Origin of the sequence: Prochlorococcus sp. MIT 1300 (assembly GCF_034092375.1) — a bacterium.
Classification (GTDB): domain Bacteria; phylum Cyanobacteriota; class Cyanobacteriia; order PCC-6307; family Cyanobiaceae; genus MIT-1300.
Window position 1 is genome coordinate 600,625 of record NZ_CP139302.1, and the last position, 15,889, is coordinate 616,513.

Annotated in this window: 20 protein-coding genes and 1 tRNA gene; 10 read left to right on the forward strand and 11 right to left on the reverse strand. The window is 39.9% G+C overall.

The genetic code is table 11. The annotated features are described in order from the left end of the window. Positions 1-136 precede the first annotated feature (136 nt). Positions 137-289, forward strand: a complete 153-nt coding sequence (locus SOI83_RS03160) for a hypothetical protein (protein ID WP_320677189.1) — start codon at positions 137-139, stop codon at positions 287-289. A gap of 265 nt (positions 290-554) precedes the next feature. On the opposite strand, the gene SOI83_RS03165 is transcribed toward SOI83_RS03160, so the two are convergent. Beyond that, on the reverse strand, positions 555-968 hold the full coding sequence (locus SOI83_RS03165) for a DUF1816 domain-containing protein (RefSeq protein ID WP_320677190.1): 414 nt from the start codon (positions 966-968) through the stop codon (positions 555-557). Positions 969-1,179: 211 nt separating this feature from the next. Between SOI83_RS03165 and SOI83_RS03170 the strand changes: the two genes are divergently transcribed. The 7 genes from SOI83_RS03170 to SOI83_RS03200 all read left to right on the forward strand — a co-directional run bounded on the left by SOI83_RS03170 (position 1,180) and on the right by SOI83_RS03200 (position 4,502). Further along, positions 1,180-1,476, forward strand: a complete 297-nt coding sequence (locus tag SOI83_RS03170) for a chlorophyll a/b-binding protein (RefSeq protein ID WP_320677191.1) — start codon at positions 1,180-1,182, stop codon at positions 1,474-1,476. Between the two features lie 225 nt (positions 1,477-1,701). Then, positions 1,702-2,103 carry a hypothetical protein gene (locus SOI83_RS03175; protein WP_320677192.1) on the forward strand — a complete coding sequence of 134 codons (402 nt, stop codon included), beginning with the start codon at positions 1,702-1,704 and terminating at the stop codon, positions 2,101-2,103. A gap of 149 nt (positions 2,104-2,252) precedes the next feature. Further along, on the forward strand, positions 2,253-2,504 hold the full coding sequence (locus SOI83_RS03180) for a hypothetical protein (RefSeq protein WP_320677193.1): 252 nt from the start codon (positions 2,253-2,255) through the stop codon (positions 2,502-2,504). 117 nt (positions 2,505-2,621) lie between these two features. Next, positions 2,622-3,008 carry a DoxX family protein gene (locus SOI83_RS03185; protein ID WP_320677194.1) on the forward strand — a complete coding sequence of 129 codons (387 nt, stop codon included), beginning with the start codon at positions 2,622-2,624 and terminating at the stop codon, positions 3,006-3,008. A 159-nt stretch (positions 3,009-3,167) separates the two neighbouring features. Further along, the gene (locus SOI83_RS03190) at positions 3,168-3,536 is read left to right on the forward strand and encodes a hypothetical protein (protein WP_320677195.1); all 369 of its coding nucleotides are present in this window, start codon (positions 3,168-3,170) and stop codon (positions 3,534-3,536) included. Between the two features lie 158 nt (positions 3,537-3,694). Continuing rightward, positions 3,695-3,886, forward strand: coding sequence for a hypothetical protein (locus SOI83_RS03195; protein ID WP_320677196.1), 192 nt, complete (start codon positions 3,695-3,697; stop codon positions 3,884-3,886). Positions 3,887-4,034: 148 nt separating this feature from the next. Continuing rightward, entirely contained in the window at positions 4,035-4,502 is a 468-nt protein-coding gene (locus SOI83_RS03200; RefSeq protein WP_320677197.1) for a hypothetical protein, read from the forward strand. 38 nt (positions 4,503-4,540) lie between these two features. Here the strand turns inward: SOI83_RS03200 and SOI83_RS03205 are convergent, their stop codons facing one another. After that, entirely contained in the window at positions 4,541-5,038 is a 498-nt protein-coding gene (locus tag SOI83_RS03205; RefSeq protein WP_320677198.1) for a hypothetical protein, read from the reverse strand. 246 nt (positions 5,039-5,284) lie between these two features. Here SOI83_RS03205 and SOI83_RS03210 point away from each other — a divergent pair, with 246 nt between their 5' ends. Next, complete coding sequence (locus tag SOI83_RS03210) at positions 5,285-6,217, forward strand: hypothetical protein (RefSeq protein ID WP_320677199.1); 933 nt, start codon at positions 5,285-5,287, stop codon at positions 6,215-6,217. A 206-nt stretch (positions 6,218-6,423) separates the two neighbouring features. On the opposite strand, the gene SOI83_RS03215 is transcribed toward SOI83_RS03210, so the two are convergent. The 7 genes from SOI83_RS03215 to SOI83_RS03245 form a co-directional block, all read right to left on the reverse strand. Continuing rightward, a tRNA-Ala gene (locus tag SOI83_RS03215) sits at positions 6,424-6,496 on the reverse strand. Between the two features lie 65 nt (positions 6,497-6,561). Beyond that, positions 6,562-7,185, reverse strand: coding sequence for a transcriptional repressor LexA (lexA, locus tag SOI83_RS03220; RefSeq protein ID WP_320677200.1), 624 nt, complete (start codon positions 7,183-7,185; stop codon positions 6,562-6,564). A gap of 52 nt (positions 7,186-7,237) precedes the next feature. Continuing rightward, positions 7,238-8,194 carry an ornithine carbamoyltransferase gene (argF, locus tag SOI83_RS03225; RefSeq protein ID WP_320677201.1) on the reverse strand — a complete coding sequence of 319 codons (957 nt, stop codon included), beginning with the start codon at positions 8,192-8,194 and terminating at the stop codon, positions 7,238-7,240. 45 nt (positions 8,195-8,239) lie between these two features. Further along, positions 8,240-10,117 carry an ATP-dependent zinc metalloprotease FtsH gene (ftsH, locus tag SOI83_RS03230; RefSeq protein WP_320677202.1) on the reverse strand — a complete coding sequence of 626 codons (1,878 nt, stop codon included), beginning with the start codon at positions 10,115-10,117 and terminating at the stop codon, positions 8,240-8,242. A gap of 246 nt (positions 10,118-10,363) precedes the next feature. Next, on the reverse strand, positions 10,364-11,464 hold the full coding sequence (gene ribD, locus SOI83_RS03235) for a bifunctional diaminohydroxyphosphoribosylaminopyrimidine deaminase/5-amino-6-(5-phosphoribosylamino)uracil reductase RibD (RefSeq protein WP_320677203.1): 1,101 nt from the start codon (positions 11,462-11,464) through the stop codon (positions 10,364-10,366). Then, positions 11,461-11,892 carry a DUF3122 domain-containing protein gene (locus SOI83_RS03240; protein WP_320677204.1) on the reverse strand — a complete coding sequence of 144 codons (432 nt, stop codon included), beginning with the start codon at positions 11,890-11,892 and terminating at the stop codon, positions 11,461-11,463. The genes ribD and SOI83_RS03240 overlap by 4 nt, the downstream gene beginning before the upstream one ends. Positions 11,893-12,153: 261 nt before the next feature. Next, entirely contained in the window at positions 12,154-12,414 is a 261-nt protein-coding gene (locus SOI83_RS03245; protein WP_320677205.1) for a hypothetical protein, read from the reverse strand. 67 nt (positions 12,415-12,481) lie between these two features. Here SOI83_RS03245 and cbiE point away from each other — a divergent pair, with 67 nt between their 5' ends. Next, complete coding sequence (gene cbiE / locus SOI83_RS03250; protein ID WP_320677206.1) at positions 12,482-13,789, forward strand: precorrin-6y C5,15-methyltransferase (decarboxylating) subunit CbiE; 1,308 nt, start codon at positions 12,482-12,484, stop codon at positions 13,787-13,789. Positions 13,790-13,818: 29 nt separating this feature from the next. On the opposite strand, the gene SOI83_RS03255 is transcribed toward cbiE, so the two are convergent. Next, positions 13,819-14,724, reverse strand: a complete 906-nt coding sequence (locus SOI83_RS03255) for an NAD(+) kinase (RefSeq protein WP_320677613.1) — start codon at positions 14,722-14,724, stop codon at positions 13,819-13,821. Between the two features lie 107 nt (positions 14,725-14,831). Beyond that, complete coding sequence (pheS, locus tag SOI83_RS03260; RefSeq protein ID WP_414153427.1) at positions 14,832-15,872, reverse strand: phenylalanine--tRNA ligase subunit alpha; 1,041 nt, start codon at positions 15,870-15,872, stop codon at positions 14,832-14,834. Positions 15,873-15,889: the final 17 nt, after the last annotated feature.

Sequence of the window (15,889 nt, forward strand, 5' to 3'; positions counted from 1 at the left end):
AGAGAGATTTAGATAGTTATTCTGACCAAAAATAGTTTGTCCCCAAGGGAAAAGGAATTCTCTAATGGCTTCTTCAGAAAGTTCTTGTGAAAGAAGCAAGTAGCTTATCGATGCTGAAGTCCCTATACAGGTTAATATGATAAAAGAAACAGGCTTACTCAGCCTAGACATCGTTCTACTAAAACTAATTAGTAGAATTCCAAGTAAAGAAGCTCCAACAAAAGGGAATACTGGAATGATCCAGGCAATTTCAATAGGTGATGGCATATGCGTTGCAATTTGGGACTGACTCTGAAGCCTAAGCAAGGCTATCTGTAGGCAAAAAGCTAAAAGCTCCTAAGATGACTTTAGCAATTCAAGAGCAATGCATAATTACCTATGGTTACTCGGCATAGTTTTTGCCATTTCACTAATAGGCTTCAGATGGAACCAAATTGAGGTTCAACATACTAGAAGCTCAAGCCGAATGATCAAAAAATCTCGCAAACGTCAAAACAAAATTAATATGAAAGCAAAAAGACTTAACAGTTAATTGATTGAGTATTTAAATAGCTTTAAAGGAAAATCTTTGCTTTAGTTTCCCCAGAAGAGCTTTCAGCAATAGGTCCTTGACTCTCTTCTAACTCTTCATCTTCTAAAGATGGATAGCTTAAGAGGGATTTTTCACTAGTGAGAGGCTCAATAACGCAAGCCCTTAGTTCTTTATGGGTTATAGATGCTGGGATATCAAATTCATTTGAAAGGTCATTTAAGAATGTCGGCAAACTACTCTCAAGACCTTTTCTAGTTAAAAAAGGACCAAACATGTAAGTAACTTTAGGAGTATTAGTTTCAACCTTTGACCACCAAGCTAATCCCAAGCTATTCACCAGGTCAATCAAAGCCTCCCAAGCGAAATATGAGAACAGCAGGAGTAAGTCTATAAAGCCAAACGCGGCTGCCAAATAATGCAGTTCAACATTTCCCATAAAAACCACCTATGATGACTCGAAATAGGCAATAGCCTACAGACGATAAGAATATTGGACTGACTTCAAGTGAGTGGAATGATTGTGGTAATCCTGACTAAAATAAACTTGAATCTCTCACAAAGCGAATTGTCTACTTGGGCTAAAAGCTAAGCTCTACCTAGGATTTTTACTATTTTGTAAGACCTAACAAATTCTTACCAACACAAGAATGAATCAAGAACGTGAACTGCCAGTATCCAGCTCAAATCCAAATGAGAATGATCTAAAAAACCTTGAGTCGCAAGTAAACAAAGAAAATATCTCCAATGAACAATCAACTCCAGATCAACACAATCCAAAATGGATTAACAATGAAGGTTTAGAGGTTGAAGAGGTATTTGGGTTTAATAAAAATGCCGAACTAGTCAACGGGAGAGTTGCGATGGTCGGTTTCTTAATGCTAGTTATTACAGAATTATATTTTTCAGGTGTTCCAGTGACAAAAAGTATTTTTGGTATTGGCTAAAAAGCGTAGATCTTTTTGAAAAAAATAAAGCCAAGTTATTATTAAGAATAACTGTACTAAATTGACTTTGCTACTTCTTTACTGGGGACAAAGATATTGCTCTATTCATCATTTTAAAAATTAAAAAGTGACAGAATCGGTTTTCCCATAAGGTTTCAACCAATGCATTCAATGGATTACTTGGCCTAATACCCTTAAACTATAGCCATTGGTAAGAACAGATCAATGAAAAAGATCTCCCGAAGGCCTGTAGCAAATCTAGAGCTATTTGAAGGCGCCTTAGGACTAGCAGACCTAAGCACTATCCAACAAGAACTTATCGATTACATTCGTTTCATTGGTACATTTACTCAACCTATTCTAAATAGAGAATTAGGCCTAACTAACAAACCACCTGCCTTATCGATTCTTTGTGACGCCTGCAGAAAAATTGGTATGCATATGCCTGAACACTTTTCACAAGTAAGGAGTTGGTCACTAAATACCAGTCAAGATGGTGTCCAATGGGATGGAGACCTGGTTTGCAGCATTACCTGGAATATTGATGGAACTAGACTCTGTCCAGAAGAGGGAACTGCTCAATTTCACAACTTTGCGGTACATCCGGAGTTATTCAATGGCCTTTAATGACTGATCAGGTTCCCAAGCTCATATAGCAATTATTAAAAGGGTTGTCTTACAACAGAAAATAATCTATCAATTCCTTACCTATGTCCCCAATAAAGGTAGATATTTAGCTAGAAGGATGTTGAAGGACTTGCCATGAGTTTGGTGGAATGACAAAAAAAGACTGGTTCGGCATTATCTATGTTTCAGCATGGGTTGTAATTTGGGGAAGCATAGGCTCCGTTATTGACTTGCCCCTACTAAACAGAGAGATCTACGTCGCCGGCTCCATTGGTCAATTAGCAACATTCGTTATAACTGCGGTTGTATCACTATTTATTGGTATATGGCTATTCCCAAAGGTTTCCAAAAATAGTTTTGTCGTTGCCGCTCTTGGACTAGACAGTGATGATACAAAATGAGTGCCCTAATAAATTGGTTAAGTCAAATCTATAAATTTGTAGTCGCAAACCGAAAATAATAATGCAATGAAGAGCATATGAAGCTAAAAAGAGTGTAAGCCTGCTATAGAAGGAATTATGGCCCTAGTACGTTCAAGGTGGATAGAAGTTTGTTCAAGATTTCTTATAGCATCAGTCTTTATAAATGCCTTGCCAAGCAAAATTATAAACTTCCAAAGTACAGCAAATTGGATTGCTAGCAATGGAATACCTGCCTCTCATTTCTTACTCTCTTGTGCGATAATTCTAATGATTTCTGGATCTTTATTTTTAATTATTGGTCGTCCACTTAGACTTGGAGCAATACTGTTGTTGATTTTTCTTGTTCCAACGACACTTTTATTTCATAGTGACCTAAGCACTTTAAGTGAAAGGAATGCATTTACTAAGAATCTTGCAATAATTGGTGGCCTTTCATTGGTCGCTAATAGAGCAGGAAAGCGTAAAACTATTCGAAAAGAATAAAGCTAAGTAAATTTAGTCTAATTGAAAATTAGGCAACGGAAACACCTTCTATTAAATAAGAGCTGAGTTCATACAGCTACCCGATACTTTATTTAATATGTAAATTAAACTTGAATTTTGATCAAAGTAGATGTATGTATAGTACAAAGTACTGAAGTCATGAACCGAAAACTTTCAATAATATTTACTGCATTAGTACTTATAGGCCTCATGGCTTCTTTTCAATTCCTAATCGAACACTGGGTAGTGACGATATCCAAAGCAATCCCCTCAGCATTTACCCTAGGTATGACCACCGTATTGGTCTATAAGAGCCTTAGATATCCCAGAGGAACAGTATTTACTCTCTTTGGTCTATTGCAAATAGGTTTAATCCTCTGGACAGGTTTAGTTGCCATAGAAACTGGCTTGGCTTGGATTCTTTTACCCCTTTCTATTGCCGCATTTGTATTTGCTCCCAAATCAGCAAAAGCCTCCTGGAAATGGTTTGGCGTTGACCGTTACTATCAAAAAAAAACCAAAGCATAAGAGCAAAGCAAATTGTAAACCTCTAAATTTCGTCCCTAAACTCTTAAGTCTTCTAAACCCTTAAGACCTAATGATCGGTAGTTTCAGAATCAAATCTTTAAATAAAGGGCAAAATAGCTAGAAATTGCTAAAAATTAGTTTAAGAGGTTTTAATCCAAATGAAAGATCCAAGCTATGCCATTGAACAAATCATCCTGCACCCTCAACTTGGTCTTGCACTTTTAATAGCGGGTGCTTTATTTACAGCCGCTGTTGGAGTCTCCGTATTTTCCTTCTACATCGATGATTATTGGACAGACCAAGCATACAGGGAACGGTTAAGATGGGGTCCACGCAGACAATCACAATAAAATTCTAAGTTGTTTAATAAGTCCCGAACTTAATAGAGCAGTTTATAACTATCAAACACAGGGTTTCATCATCAATATGATGGATATCTTAATTGATAGTTAATTGTTCTAGATCTATTTGAATTTCACTAGGCACGTAGAAAAATCAATGGACAAAACGACAAAAAATCTTATTCGTATATCATGTATTTTTCTTATTTCTACAGGGATGGCAGCCACTACATTACTTCTTATAAAGATAAAAAAAGAAATGAATAAGCCTTTAGATGAAAACGATTCATTAGAACTATCTGAAGATATAAATAAACCAAAAGAGATAGAAAGTGATTTGGTCCAGAAGGAATCAAAAGAAAAACAATCTCTAGAATTGCCAGTTAAAGAAAAGAAGACAGTTGATCATGAGAGAATCCCAGAGGCACCTTCTAAAGACCTAATCAAAAAGCTCAAATTCGATTCAATATCAGAAGATCCTTGTACTAAATATATTGATTCTTTGGATCTTCTAGATGAACAAATGCCAATTAATGAAGAAAAACTCTCATTTGCTCAGAAAGTAGATGAGCTAGCAAATCTATATTTAAAATGTGTTGACAATGAGCTGAACAAAATCAAATAGAGCTTATATGTAAATAAAGCAAGTATGCTAATGAATATTTACTGGTTATTATTTTTTTCTAAAACCTCCCTCGCTATAATCTCAATAAATCGCCAAACTGCACGATGTCTCCAATGAGAATATTCTCCACCAGTTCGTTGTTTACTACTCTCCAAGTAACCATCCCCAAAATGATTTTCTAGAACTTGAATTATTTCACAACTATGCTCATCAAAGAAATTTTCGATGTCTAACAATTGTGTGTGTGCATATGCCTTACCTGAGATACACCCCTCTAGAGCTATATCTCTAAGTTCATTCTCATGATAAGTATCTAATATTAGTTGCCTAGCGTTGCTTTGGTCAGAGTCATAGTGAAGCATTTGCTTTGCTTTAATTACTTCCGAACTAAATCTTTGCAAATCACATGAATATGTACCATCCTCAGCATAAGTCGCATAACCAGCCCCAATGCAAAGCATATCTCCATCAATATTAGAGTCTCTTTTATTCGACTCTATATAATCAAGTAGCTGCTTCCCCTTAAGATTCTTCACAGGGGGTCGTGAAGTGAAATCCTTTTGGGACATATTCAACTGAAATACTGATTAAGTATAGCAATATAGTTACTATACTTTAGAGTAATGACAACCTAAATTAAAGATTAATTATAAATTAAATGTAGCCTTTCTGGTTTAATTTACTATTGATTTATCGCTAGGAGGTAAGCTGAGAACAATTTAATAAGGAGATCTTTTTTTTAATCCAATCATAAACTAAAATACATTTGAATTTTCTTGCCTATGAACACTGAGATTCTGGATGCTTTTGAAACATGGAAAGAATTTACTCAAAAGAATGCTGACAATCCAAATCCAGGCTTAATCATAGATGACACACTCCAAATAAAATTCGCAAGAATTTGTGTTCAATGCAATGTCAGGGATATAATAAAAACAGGAATTGAACTTGGTTTTTCGCTAGACAGTTTAATAAGTATTATTATTCTTCATGGTGGATATTTTAAACTACTTAAAGAAGGATTTATTACTAGAGAAAATTGCAGACATCTAGATTCTCTATACCACCAATCAAGCCCACATTTGTATTACAATACAAATAACCCTGAAATTCTTGCTCCATGGATAACACTTTCAGCTCAAGAAATATTGCTTGATCTAAACCTTAAAGAATATGTTGCAGTTGAATATGGGTCTGGAATTTCGACTTTTTTCTACGAGAGAGAAACCATAGAATGTTATTCATTTGAAGACGACCCTGATTTAATACAAGGTAAAAATTGGTCTGAAATCATGGCATTCCAAGCTTCACATCTTGGTAGAAAACTAAACTTAATCAAACCAACCAATACTCAACTAATTCCTGAGTTTGCTATCGAAAAACTATGGAGAGGTAGAGGTAGTTTGCTAGTTAGCATAGATGGAATCAATAGAGTCCAGCATTTCCAAGACTGGAGTAGATTCATAGCATATAATAAGGATATGCCTATAATTATTTTACTCGACAATAGTGAAATAACTGGATTCAGAAATTCTTTCGAGTTCTTACTCTCTAGTGGAGCTTCTATATATCATCATTATGGATACGTATATGGATCCTTAAACAGAAAGCAATGCACTTCTTTTATTACATTTCATCCTGAGATGATATGCAGCAAATCAGTTGCTCCTACATCGCATGACAAAAGATGGGGGCAACTAGAGTTCCAGAACTAAGTCAAAGGAGTCTTTACCCTCTAGACAAAAGGCTCTTTCTATAAAAATAAAGAAATAATAGCGCCAAACTTGTTTGCCAGCGTTCTTCAATTATTTGTCGTGCTTTATGAATCATAGAAAAGCAAAGTTTTTCATTAAGCAAATAAACCTAAGCTCATATTTAAAAAATAAAATTTGGATTTATCTGATGATTTGCTTCTAATAAGTGGAGCCAAGCGGACTCGAACCGCTGACCCCCTGCATGCCATGCAGGTGCTCTACCAGCTGAGCTATGGCCCCTTTTGTCTGGTCAATGGTGCCCCTTGGCTGCCATCAACGCCTCTGAGCTTACATGGAAGAGCGTTTCATAGCTGCCGCCAAACCGCCAGCAGTTTGCCTTGTACCTCTACTTGCTCCGCGTCAAGCTCAATAGGTTCATAAGCTGGATTAGCTGCTTCAAGTATTACTAAGCCTTCTCTACGGTGAAAATGCTTAAGAGTAGTTCCACTTCCACGAACCATTGCACTTACAACTGTGCCATCTCTTATCAAAGAAGGCTCATGAACTGGTTCCATTAAAACAACATCGCCATGGGCAATATGAGAATCAACCATGGAGTCACCATTCACTGTTAAAGCAAATACCCCTCTTTTCTCTAAAACAGGGGACAAGTCAAGATGCTCTTGAATGTCATCAAAAGTTTCTACCAATCCACCAGCCGCTACTGCACCAAGTACTGGAATTCCAGACACCAACCCTCCAATCAATTGTAATGTTCTTGCTTGACCCTCCTGCCAGGTAATCCAACCCTTTTGCTGTAAGTGTCTCAATCTACTTTGAATAGGAGCAGGAGAGCGAAGACCCATTGCTTGCATCATCTGCCGAATTGAAGGGCTGTGATGATGAGTGCCAATGTAATCAACCAACCAGTCATAGAGCTCTTGCTGAGCTGGAGTTAGTGAGTCAGCGGAGGAAGGGAGCACCGACAATTCATATGTTCTTCAATACAGGTGTACCTATATAACTTGATTTTGGCAAGTCTTATAGACCTCCCAAAACCCCCGCAAGAAGTGCTTGTTGGACATGCAATCGGTTTTCGGCTTGATCAAAAATCCTGCTCGCTTTGCCTTCAAAGACTTCTGAGGTTATTTCTTCTCCTCGGTGAGCAGGCAAACAGTGCATAACTATGCAATTGGATGAAGCCTCTGCAACCAACTCGGGATTTAGACAAAAGCCCTGAAAAGCCTTCTCCCTTCTAGTCTTCTCTTTTTCCTGCCCCATAGAAGCCCAAACATCTGTATAAACCGCATTTGCATCTTTCATAGCCTCTTTTGGATCGTTCATTAGATGAATTGAAGAACCCTTAATTGCAATCGAGCGAGCATGACTCACAACTTCAGGAATAGGCTCAAACCCTCTTGGACAAGCAATTCTTATATTTACACCTAGCAAGGCCCCACAAATCATCAAAGAATGGGCAACATTATTACCATCACCTATATAAGTGAGAGTTAAGCCATTTAGATCGCCAAATGATTCCTTAAGGGTAAGAAAATCTGCAAGGGCTTGGCAAGGGTGCTCTAGGTCTGTGAGTGCATTTATTACTGGTATCGAAGCCCATTTTGCATAATCTATTAGCTCCTGCTGAGCAAATGTTCTGATCGCTAAGACATCACAAAACCTACTCAATACTCTGGCTGTGTCCTCTAATGGCTCTCCTCGACCTAGCTGAGTAACTTGAGGATTAAGATCAACAGTTTGGCCGCCAAGTCGAGCCATTGCAACCTGAAAGCTGACTCGAGTACGTGTAGAGGCTTTTGTGAAAATAAGACCTAAGACACGATTGCCCAAGTCTATTCGCCTGTCTCCGCTTTTCAATTGTGTGGCTAGGTGAAGCAAAGCGGCTATCTGGTCTGCTGTGAAGTCAGATACAGACAAAAAGTCCTGACCTTTTACTTCAGAGAGAACAGAAGCAACGCCATGGGAAGGAGAAACCATGGGAGCATCTTCAAAGAACCTTGACCTAAGAAAGATACTTCGCCATCAAACCTTACTTAAAGTTTTAGGCAAAGAACTTGATTCCAGCATATTCTTAAGCTCATCTCCTTCTATAACTTCCTTCTCCAAAATCATCTGTGCAATATTTTCTAAAAGAGGAAGATTATGCCTAAGAATGTTTAACGCATTATCATGTCCTCTATCAACCAAACTACGAACTTCCTTGTCTATAGCTTGAGCAGTGGCATCACTTACAACTCTGCGAGGATTATTGTTACCACCCAAGAAATTTCCCCCTCCCTGTTTGTCATAAGCAAGAGGCCCCAAAATATCACTCATTCCATATGTTCCAACCATCTGCTCAGCGAGATCAGTCGCTCTTTGCAAATCATTAGATGCCCCAGTAGTTATTTTCCCAAAGACAATTTCTTCTGCGGATCTACCCCCCAACAAAGTTGCAATCTGACCTTCAAGATCCTGCTTTGAATTTAAAAATCTCTCCTCAGTAGGTAATTGCAATGTATAGCCTAAGGCACTCATCCCCCTAGGAACTATTGAAATCTTTGCGACCTTACTTCCTCCAGGCATCAGATGACCAACAATCGCATGGCCAACCTCGTGATAAGCAACTACTCTCTTTTCGTCTTCTTGAAGAACTCTGCTCTTTTTCTCAAGCCCAGCAACTACTCTTTCTATTGCTTCATTCAAGTCTTTCTGCTCAACTTTGTTTCGTTTTCCACGTGCAGCTAATAAAGCAGCCTCATTAACCATATTTGCCAAGTCAGCGCCAGCAAATCCACTTGTTGCTTGTGCAATCCGATCAAGATCAACTCCTTCCGCAAGCTTAACTTTCTTTACGTAGATTTCTAATATTGTCTTCCTTCCTGAAAGGTCAGGTCTATCAACTAATACCTGCCTATCAAATCTTCCAGGGCGCAAGAGTGCTGCGTCTAATACTTCAGGCTGGTTAGTAGCAGCAAGAACAATGACAGGTTTATCCGTTGAAGCAAATCCATCCATCTCTGTAAGTAACTGATTCAAAGTCTGCTCTCTTTCGTCATTCCCTCCAACTACACCCATGGATCCAGAACGACTCTTACCTATTGCATCAAGTTCATCAATAAAAATTATGCATGGTGCTTTCTTCTTAGCTTGTTCAAACAAATCCCTAACCCTGGCTGCACCCGCTCCTACAAATAGCTCAACAAATTCCGAACCAGAAATAATAAAGAAAGGTACACTTGCCTCTCCTGCAACTGCTTTTGAAAGAAGTGTCTTTCCGGTTCCTGGAGGCCCTACAAGCAAAACACCCTTAGGAATTCGTGCTCCTATTTCTGTATAACGCTCAGGAGTTTTTAAGAAATCAACAATTTCAGTCAACTCATCCTTTGCTTCATCAACACCAGCAACATCATCAAAAGTAATTCGGGATTCTTCATCAGGGACATAAACCTTGGCTTTACTTTTAGTAAAACTAAGGGCTCCTTGAGCTCCGCCACCTCCCATACTCCTTCTTGCAAAAAATTGCAGGACTAAAATAAATATTAGGGGGGGCACTACCCAACTCAAAATTGTTGTAAATATGTTTGGCTTCTTAGGAGGTGCGGCTGCAAATTCAACTCCCTTAGTTTCCAACCTCTGAGGCAAATCCATATCAAATATTGGTGTGGTTGCCAAAACTGAAGGAGCACCCTCTTGAGGACTTGCTATTTCATATCTAATTTGCTCCTGAGTGATATACGCCCTCTTAACCTCACCATCATTAACCTGATTAATGAAAAGAGAGTAAGGGACCCTAGGGACTTGCATCCCCTGGTTTGGGAAAAAGCTGCTTATCAAAAGCAACAAGCCAAAACCAATCAGAATCAAGTTAATGATCCCAAAACCTCGATTAGGTTTGTTTTCATCTTGACGTATGGCCATAACTAAATAAATTTCTGGAGTACCAAGCTAGTTCTACCAATCTAAAATCGTTCAAATCAACTGGTGTAAGAACCGAACGTTTTCACTAAGAACTCAATAATCCTCCTCTCATCCTCAAGGGCCCTTGACTTTAAATGCATAAACTTAAAAAAATTAGATAGACTCAACGCATGACAAGGTTTAGGGCCTTATACAAAGCAACTCTTAACATATTTAGTTTCCATGCTTTATATTCAATTAATTCTTCTATTGATGAACGAAAAGAGTCTCAAAAAGCCAGTCATTGCCATATTTTTGAGCAGAAGGTAAATCTAATGAAAAAACCTGTTTCATGTTGGAAAAAGAAAAGTCCCCAAGAGGTGTTTTAGCCAACTCCCCACCTAATAATTTAGGACCAACAACTACTACCAATTCCTGCACACATTCTTGCTTGATTGCGGCAGTAGCTAAAGAAGGTCCACATTCCCAAAGCACTTTATTGCAACCCCTCCGAGCCAACGCTTCAAGTAAACAAGAAGGTTCTGCTTCAGGAAGCAATAGAGCCTCTGGTCCATCGGGAAGAGTTTTTCCATTCCCCAATTCTTTTTCGGAATAAGCCAGAACCGTCTTAGCAAAAGAGGTATTCCATAAATTGGCCTTTCTGGGCAGATTCAAGCTCTGAGTCAATACCACCCTTAATGGCTCAGGGTTTCGTTTGCCGCGACTAGTCAACAATGGATCATCATTCCGCAAGGTACCACCACCAGTAATGACGGCATCACACTTGGCACGTAGATGATGTACCCATCCACGAGCATCTCCTCCTGTTATCCATTTACTAGAACCATTTGGCAATGCAATACGTCCATCAAGGCTCATAGCCCATTTCAAGATCCCCCAAGGCCTACCTGTAGATACTCGATGCAAAAAAGCCCTGTTTTGGAAAGAAGCTTCAGCGGAAAGAACTCCCTTTACGACCTTTAAGCCAGAGGCCTCAAGCAAAGACAACCCTTTACCAGAAACCCGAGGATCAGGATCTTCAAGTGCAACAACAACAGAAGAAACACCTGATTTCAAAATGGCTTCGGTACAAGGCGGTGTTTTCCCTTGATGGCAACAAGGTTCAAGAGTAACAATCAAACTTCCACCATTGGCCCTAGAGCCTGCCTGCTCAAGAGCATTTACTTCAGCATGCGCAGCACCTGCGCATGCGTGATAGCCCTCACCAACAATATTTCCTTTTGAATCAAGAACTACAGCTCCTACAAGAGGATTAGGGCTTGTTTGTCCATCACCTAATTCGGCCAATTGCAAAGCACGTCGCATCCACGGGATCCAACTTTCAACTAACAAGTCTCTTGACTTCATAAAGTGTTTTCGGAATCAAAAACAGATCGCCACTCTTTTACCAAATATGGAGGTACTGGCATTTCTGTAAAAGCTCCAGGCAATTCCAAGCGCAAAGGTCGATTATTTGTTAACTCAGAAAGCAAACTCGACAACTCAAACTCTGCGGCTGCATCACGAGCATCATTTGCCAAAATTGGATTCAAAAGAGTGACGTCTCTTAAAATCCATTCTCTTCTCCCTGAATATACTTTTAAATCGGTTGGATGATCTAGACGCAACTGGCCTGGATACCCGATTATTCGAAGTACTGCCTTCTTAGACTCAAGATCCTCTTTATAGGCAACGACCTGCCAACTTTTGTAATCAAGATCACGAAGGGTTTCAAGACTTCTTACAAATCCTGCACTACTTTCTGCATCTGGCTTTAAGACCTGTGCATGCGTCATCAAGGGAGTTAAAAAAAGAAGCAAACTTACGGCAAAAATGCTTAGTAGGAAAGTATTAATAGTGGCTGAAACGAGCGGGCTCTTAATAGAGAATTTGCCTGGGAAGGTCATAAACAAAGCTTTCAAAAACGGAAGATGCAGAAGTCCATTAGTAATGCGTCTCTGTCCATTAAACAAAAACGGCCATCAAACTTCAGTCAAGTCCATCAATAGCCTTAATCTTATAGAAGTTCTCAGAATGACCTTATTAAGAGCTACGAGCTAATTCTCTTCATCCAGAAGCGCATCCAAGGTTACTGCTGAACGCACCACAGCTTGATATCTACTTAGAACTCGTCTGTTTCTATCAAGCCAACGAGCAGGGTCTTTCGCTTCTAGTGAATTTATTGGGCCTTCTAGCTGAGGAGCCTCAGCATCCAACAAATCAAAGCCATCTTGCTGTTTTATCAATGCAACAACAAGCTCATGCAACCTCCTACGCCGATTTCCTCTTGCGAAATCGTTCTCTTTAATTTGATTCACTTTGACTGAAGGCAAACTAGTACCTATTGAACAAAACAAAAGCTCTCTTTAAACGTGGAACCAATAAATGTCCAAATCTAAAGACCGAGGGAAAATCAATGTCATTGGCACCGATGCCTCAGGGCTTTGGCATCTACCCCCTGAATTGGAAGAGCTAGTAGTATCTGCAGAAGCGATTGCAGCTTCTAAAAGGATCCTTCAAACTCTTCCAGAATGGTGGGCTAAAAAAGCACCTAAAAAAAATATTCCACAAACCACAAACACTGACCAGCCTGAAAAGTTAGTTAAGTGGCTTAAACAAACAAAAGGTAAAAAGATAGTACTAGCAAGCGGAGACCCCCTATGGTTCGGCATTGGTAGGCGTTTAAGCGAGTCATTCAAACAAAAACATATTGTTTTTCATCCTGGGCCAAGTTCAATGCAACTAGCCTTTGCTCGAATTGGACGTTCTTGGCAAGATTGTTCATGGATCAGTATTCATGGGCGTGATGCAACTCCTCTTATAAGATCACTGCAAAAACATCCCTCTAAACTTGTTGTACTGCCCGATCCACAGGCAGGTGGAGCAGAACAAGTTAGGGAGTTGCTAAATGCGTCAGGATTAGCAAGTTGTTATGAGTTTTGGCTTTTTGAACAATTAGGCCATCCAGATGAAAGAGTTCGACTTTTAAACACAAGTGACAAGATCCCAAAAGGGATAGATCCTCTTCATCTAACAATTTTAATTAAGAAAGAAAATCTTGATGAAATCATAGATTCACAACTTCCTCTATTTGGCTTAAAAGACGGGTTGTTTTTTCAACACAAGGACCGCCCTGGGCTAATGACCAAAAGAGAAATGCGTGTTCAACTCTTAGCGGAGCTTGAGCTGCCTGAGAAAGGAGTGCTATGGGATATTGGAGCCGGTGTAGGGAGCGTAGGGCTAGAAGCTCTTCGCTTAAGGCCTCAACTTCAACTCATGGCCGTTGAAAAAAGAGCAGGAGGTGCAGATGTAATTCTTACAAATGCCGCACGTCTTAAAGTTAAACCAGCTGCGGTTCTGGAAGTAGAAGCCGTTGATTTAATAACAGGGCCAAACTTACCTAGATCCCTGAAATACCCTAATAGGGTGTTGATTGGAGGTTCTGACAAGAGACGTCTTGATCTTTTAGAAGCAATTTCTAAAAAAATCGCTCCAGATGGCATTATCATTATTCCACTCGCAAACATTGAAGCACTTTCTGAGATAAAGCCTTTCCTTGAAAAAAACTTTAAAGAAGTAAGCATTTCTCAACATCAGACTTGGCGGGGATTACCAATTAATCACGGGACAAGATTGTCTCCTATTAATCCAATTATAATAATCAAAGGCAAGCATAAGATATTTAGTAAATAGCAAGATTACAGAGCGGTAAAGTATCCCTTTTAACGCTCAGGTTTTGCGACATGAGGCAATCCCCACCCTAATTTGTTACGAAGAACTTGAAAGAATTCATGATCACGAAGCCTTACAAATCTCACAGGGTGATCACTACGACGTATTAACACACGATCTTCAGGCCAGACATAACAACCGGCACTCCCATCAACGACCATCATTAATCTTTCCGGGGTCGCTGGAAAAATCGTAACTGGCTCCTCATCACTAAAAACAAGAGCTCTTGAAGCGAGTGAGTGGGGAGCTATTGGTGCCAATTGAAGGACAGGGCAGTCAGGGGTAATAACAGGCCCACCAGCACTAAGGGCATATGCCGTAGAACCAGTTGGCGTAGAAAGAATTACTCCATCAGCAGATATGTCCACAGGAGCATGACGACCAATTGCAATTTCAAAGTGGCACATGCTAGTTAAAGGCTCTCGGTGAAGAGCCATCTCGTTAAGGCAAAGGGCCTCCCATCTTCGTTGATCTCCCCTCAAAACTGTGACAACTAAAGTAGATCTCTTTTCAGTGGTCCATTCCTTAGCAATTACCTGTTCAAGAACTCTTTCTAGGTCTGCCAGATAAGCCTCAGCAAGAAATCCAAGGTGACCAGTATTTATTGTCAAAATTGGGACATTTACTGGAGCAGTCTGCCTTGCAGCTGAAAGCACAGTGCCATCACCTCCAAGGACAATTGCTAAGGACATCGAAGTATCAAAACCTTCGGGGACAGAGGCGTTGTAACCAAGCATTCTCATGTGCTGGTCTGGGTTGGCGAAACCAACCATGCCACCAGAGCTACTAGCTCTAATTATTTGATGTCCAGCCTTCTCAAGTCTGGTTTGAATAATTTCAGCAGTCTTGACTGCTAGCTCCTTCCCATCATTAACGATCAGTCCGACACAGGGCACCGATCGCATTGCAAAACAACCCAAATATTTTAATTGAATTTTTGTTGATTTCTTCCTTAGTTCCCACCCTGAATTAAAACATCTGTAATAACCCTCACTGATATCCCCTAAAACTGTTCTAGAAAGCGGAGATCACTTGTGTAAAGCCTTCGGATATCGTCAACTCCATGTCGAACCATACAAAATCTTTCAACACCTAATCCAGCAGCAAAACCACTCCACCGTTCAGGGTCAAGTCCTAATCCTTCCAAAACCGCTGGATCAACCATCCCACATCCCATTACTTCCAACCACCTTCCTCGCCATTGGACATCAACCTCAGCAGAGGGTTCTGTGAATGGGAAATAACTCGCGCGAAACCTTACTGGAAGCTCACCAAAAAATGCTTTTAAGAAAGCAAGAACAGTGCCTCTGAGATGACTGAAATTCAGTCCTTCATCAATAGCAAGTACCTCAACCTGGTGAAAAACTGGAGAATGCGTAGCATCTACAGCATCCCGCCTATAGACCCTCCCCGGAGCGACAATCCTTACAGGAGGAGGATTGTTCTCCAAATATCTAATTTGTACAGGGGAAGTATGAGTCCGCAAAAGCAAATTTCCTCCTAAGTAGAAGGTGTCCTGCATATCCCTCGCAGGATGAGCTTCAGGAATATTTAAGGCTGCGAAGTTGTAATGATCAGTCTCAATCTCTGGCCCTTCAGCAACTGAATAGCCCAATCCGCAAAACAAATCAACAATATTCTCGGTTGTAGTAATTAATGGATGACGGTGTCCAAAAGGGACTCCTGAAGATGGGGCTGTTACATCAATAGCTTCTCGAGCAAGTTGGTTATTTAATTCAGCAGTAGTCAACTCCTCTAATTTTTTTGTTATCAATTTTTGCAGCTCAGTTTTTAACAAGTTTGCCCGCTGGCCAATCAGAGGCCTCTCATTCCCAGGAAGCTTTCCCATGGACCCGAGGATGCCTGATAAGCGTCCCTTCTTTCCAAAAAAGCCTACTCTGAGACTTTCTAAGCTTTCAGGGTCTTTCGAAACAGCAATCTGCTTCATTGCTTCTGACTCAAGTAAGTCGAGTTGATCGTTGAGTTGAGCAACAGTAGTTATGGCGTTCAAAGGAAATGAATATTTATTAGAGACTTTAGGCATCTATCAGGTCTAAGTTC

Excerpts from the sequence above, each read along its gene's own strand:
- SOI83_RS03160 (WP_320677189.1), top strand. The coding sequence starts at position 137 with ATGATAAAAGAAACAGGCTTACTCAGCCTAGACATCGTTCTACTAAAA.
- ribD (WP_320677203.1), bottom strand. The coding sequence starts at position 11,464 with ATGAAGTCAAGAGACTTGTTAGTTGAAAGTTGGATCCCGTGGATGCGA.
- SOI83_RS03195 (WP_320677196.1), top strand. The coding sequence starts at position 3,695 with ATGAAAGATCCAAGCTATGCCATTGAACAAATCATCCTGCACCCTCAA.
- SOI83_RS03185 (WP_320677194.1), top strand. The coding sequence starts at position 2,622 with ATGGCCCTAGTACGTTCAAGGTGGATAGAAGTTTGTTCAAGATTTCTT.
- SOI83_RS03200 (WP_320677197.1), top strand. The coding sequence starts at position 4,035 with ATGGACAAAACGACAAAAAATCTTATTCGTATATCATGTATTTTTCTT.
- ftsH (WP_320677202.1), bottom strand. The coding sequence starts at position 10,117 with ATGGCCATACGTCAAGATGAAAACAAACCTAATCGAGGTTTTGGGATC.
- argF (WP_320677201.1), bottom strand. The coding sequence starts at position 8,194 with ATGGTTTCTCCTTCCCATGGCGTTGCTTCTGTTCTCTCTGAAGTAAAA.
- SOI83_RS03180 (WP_320677193.1), top strand. The coding sequence starts at position 2,253 with ATGACAAAAAAAGACTGGTTCGGCATTATCTATGTTTCAGCATGGGTT.
- pheS (WP_414153427.1), bottom strand. The coding sequence starts at position 15,872 with ATGCCTAAAGTCTCTAATAAATATTCATTTCCTTTGAACGCCATAACT.
- SOI83_RS03210 (WP_320677199.1), top strand. The coding sequence starts at position 5,285 with ATGAACACTGAGATTCTGGATGCTTTTGAAACATGGAAAGAATTTACT.
- SOI83_RS03175 (WP_320677192.1), top strand. The coding sequence starts at position 1,702 with ATGAAAAAGATCTCCCGAAGGCCTGTAGCAAATCTAGAGCTATTTGAA.
- cbiE (WP_320677206.1), top strand. The coding sequence starts at position 12,482 with ATGTCCAAATCTAAAGACCGAGGGAAAATCAATGTCATTGGCACCGAT.
- SOI83_RS03170 (WP_320677191.1), top strand. The coding sequence starts at position 1,180 with ATGAATCAAGAACGTGAACTGCCAGTATCCAGCTCAAATCCAAATGAG.
- SOI83_RS03240 (WP_320677204.1), bottom strand. The coding sequence starts at position 11,892 with ATGACGCATGCACAGGTCTTAAAGCCAGATGCAGAAAGTAGTGCAGGA.
- SOI83_RS03165 (WP_320677190.1), bottom strand. The coding sequence starts at position 968 with ATGGGAAATGTTGAACTGCATTATTTGGCAGCCGCGTTTGGCTTTATA.
- SOI83_RS03190 (WP_320677195.1), top strand. The coding sequence starts at position 3,168 with ATGAACCGAAAACTTTCAATAATATTTACTGCATTAGTACTTATAGGC.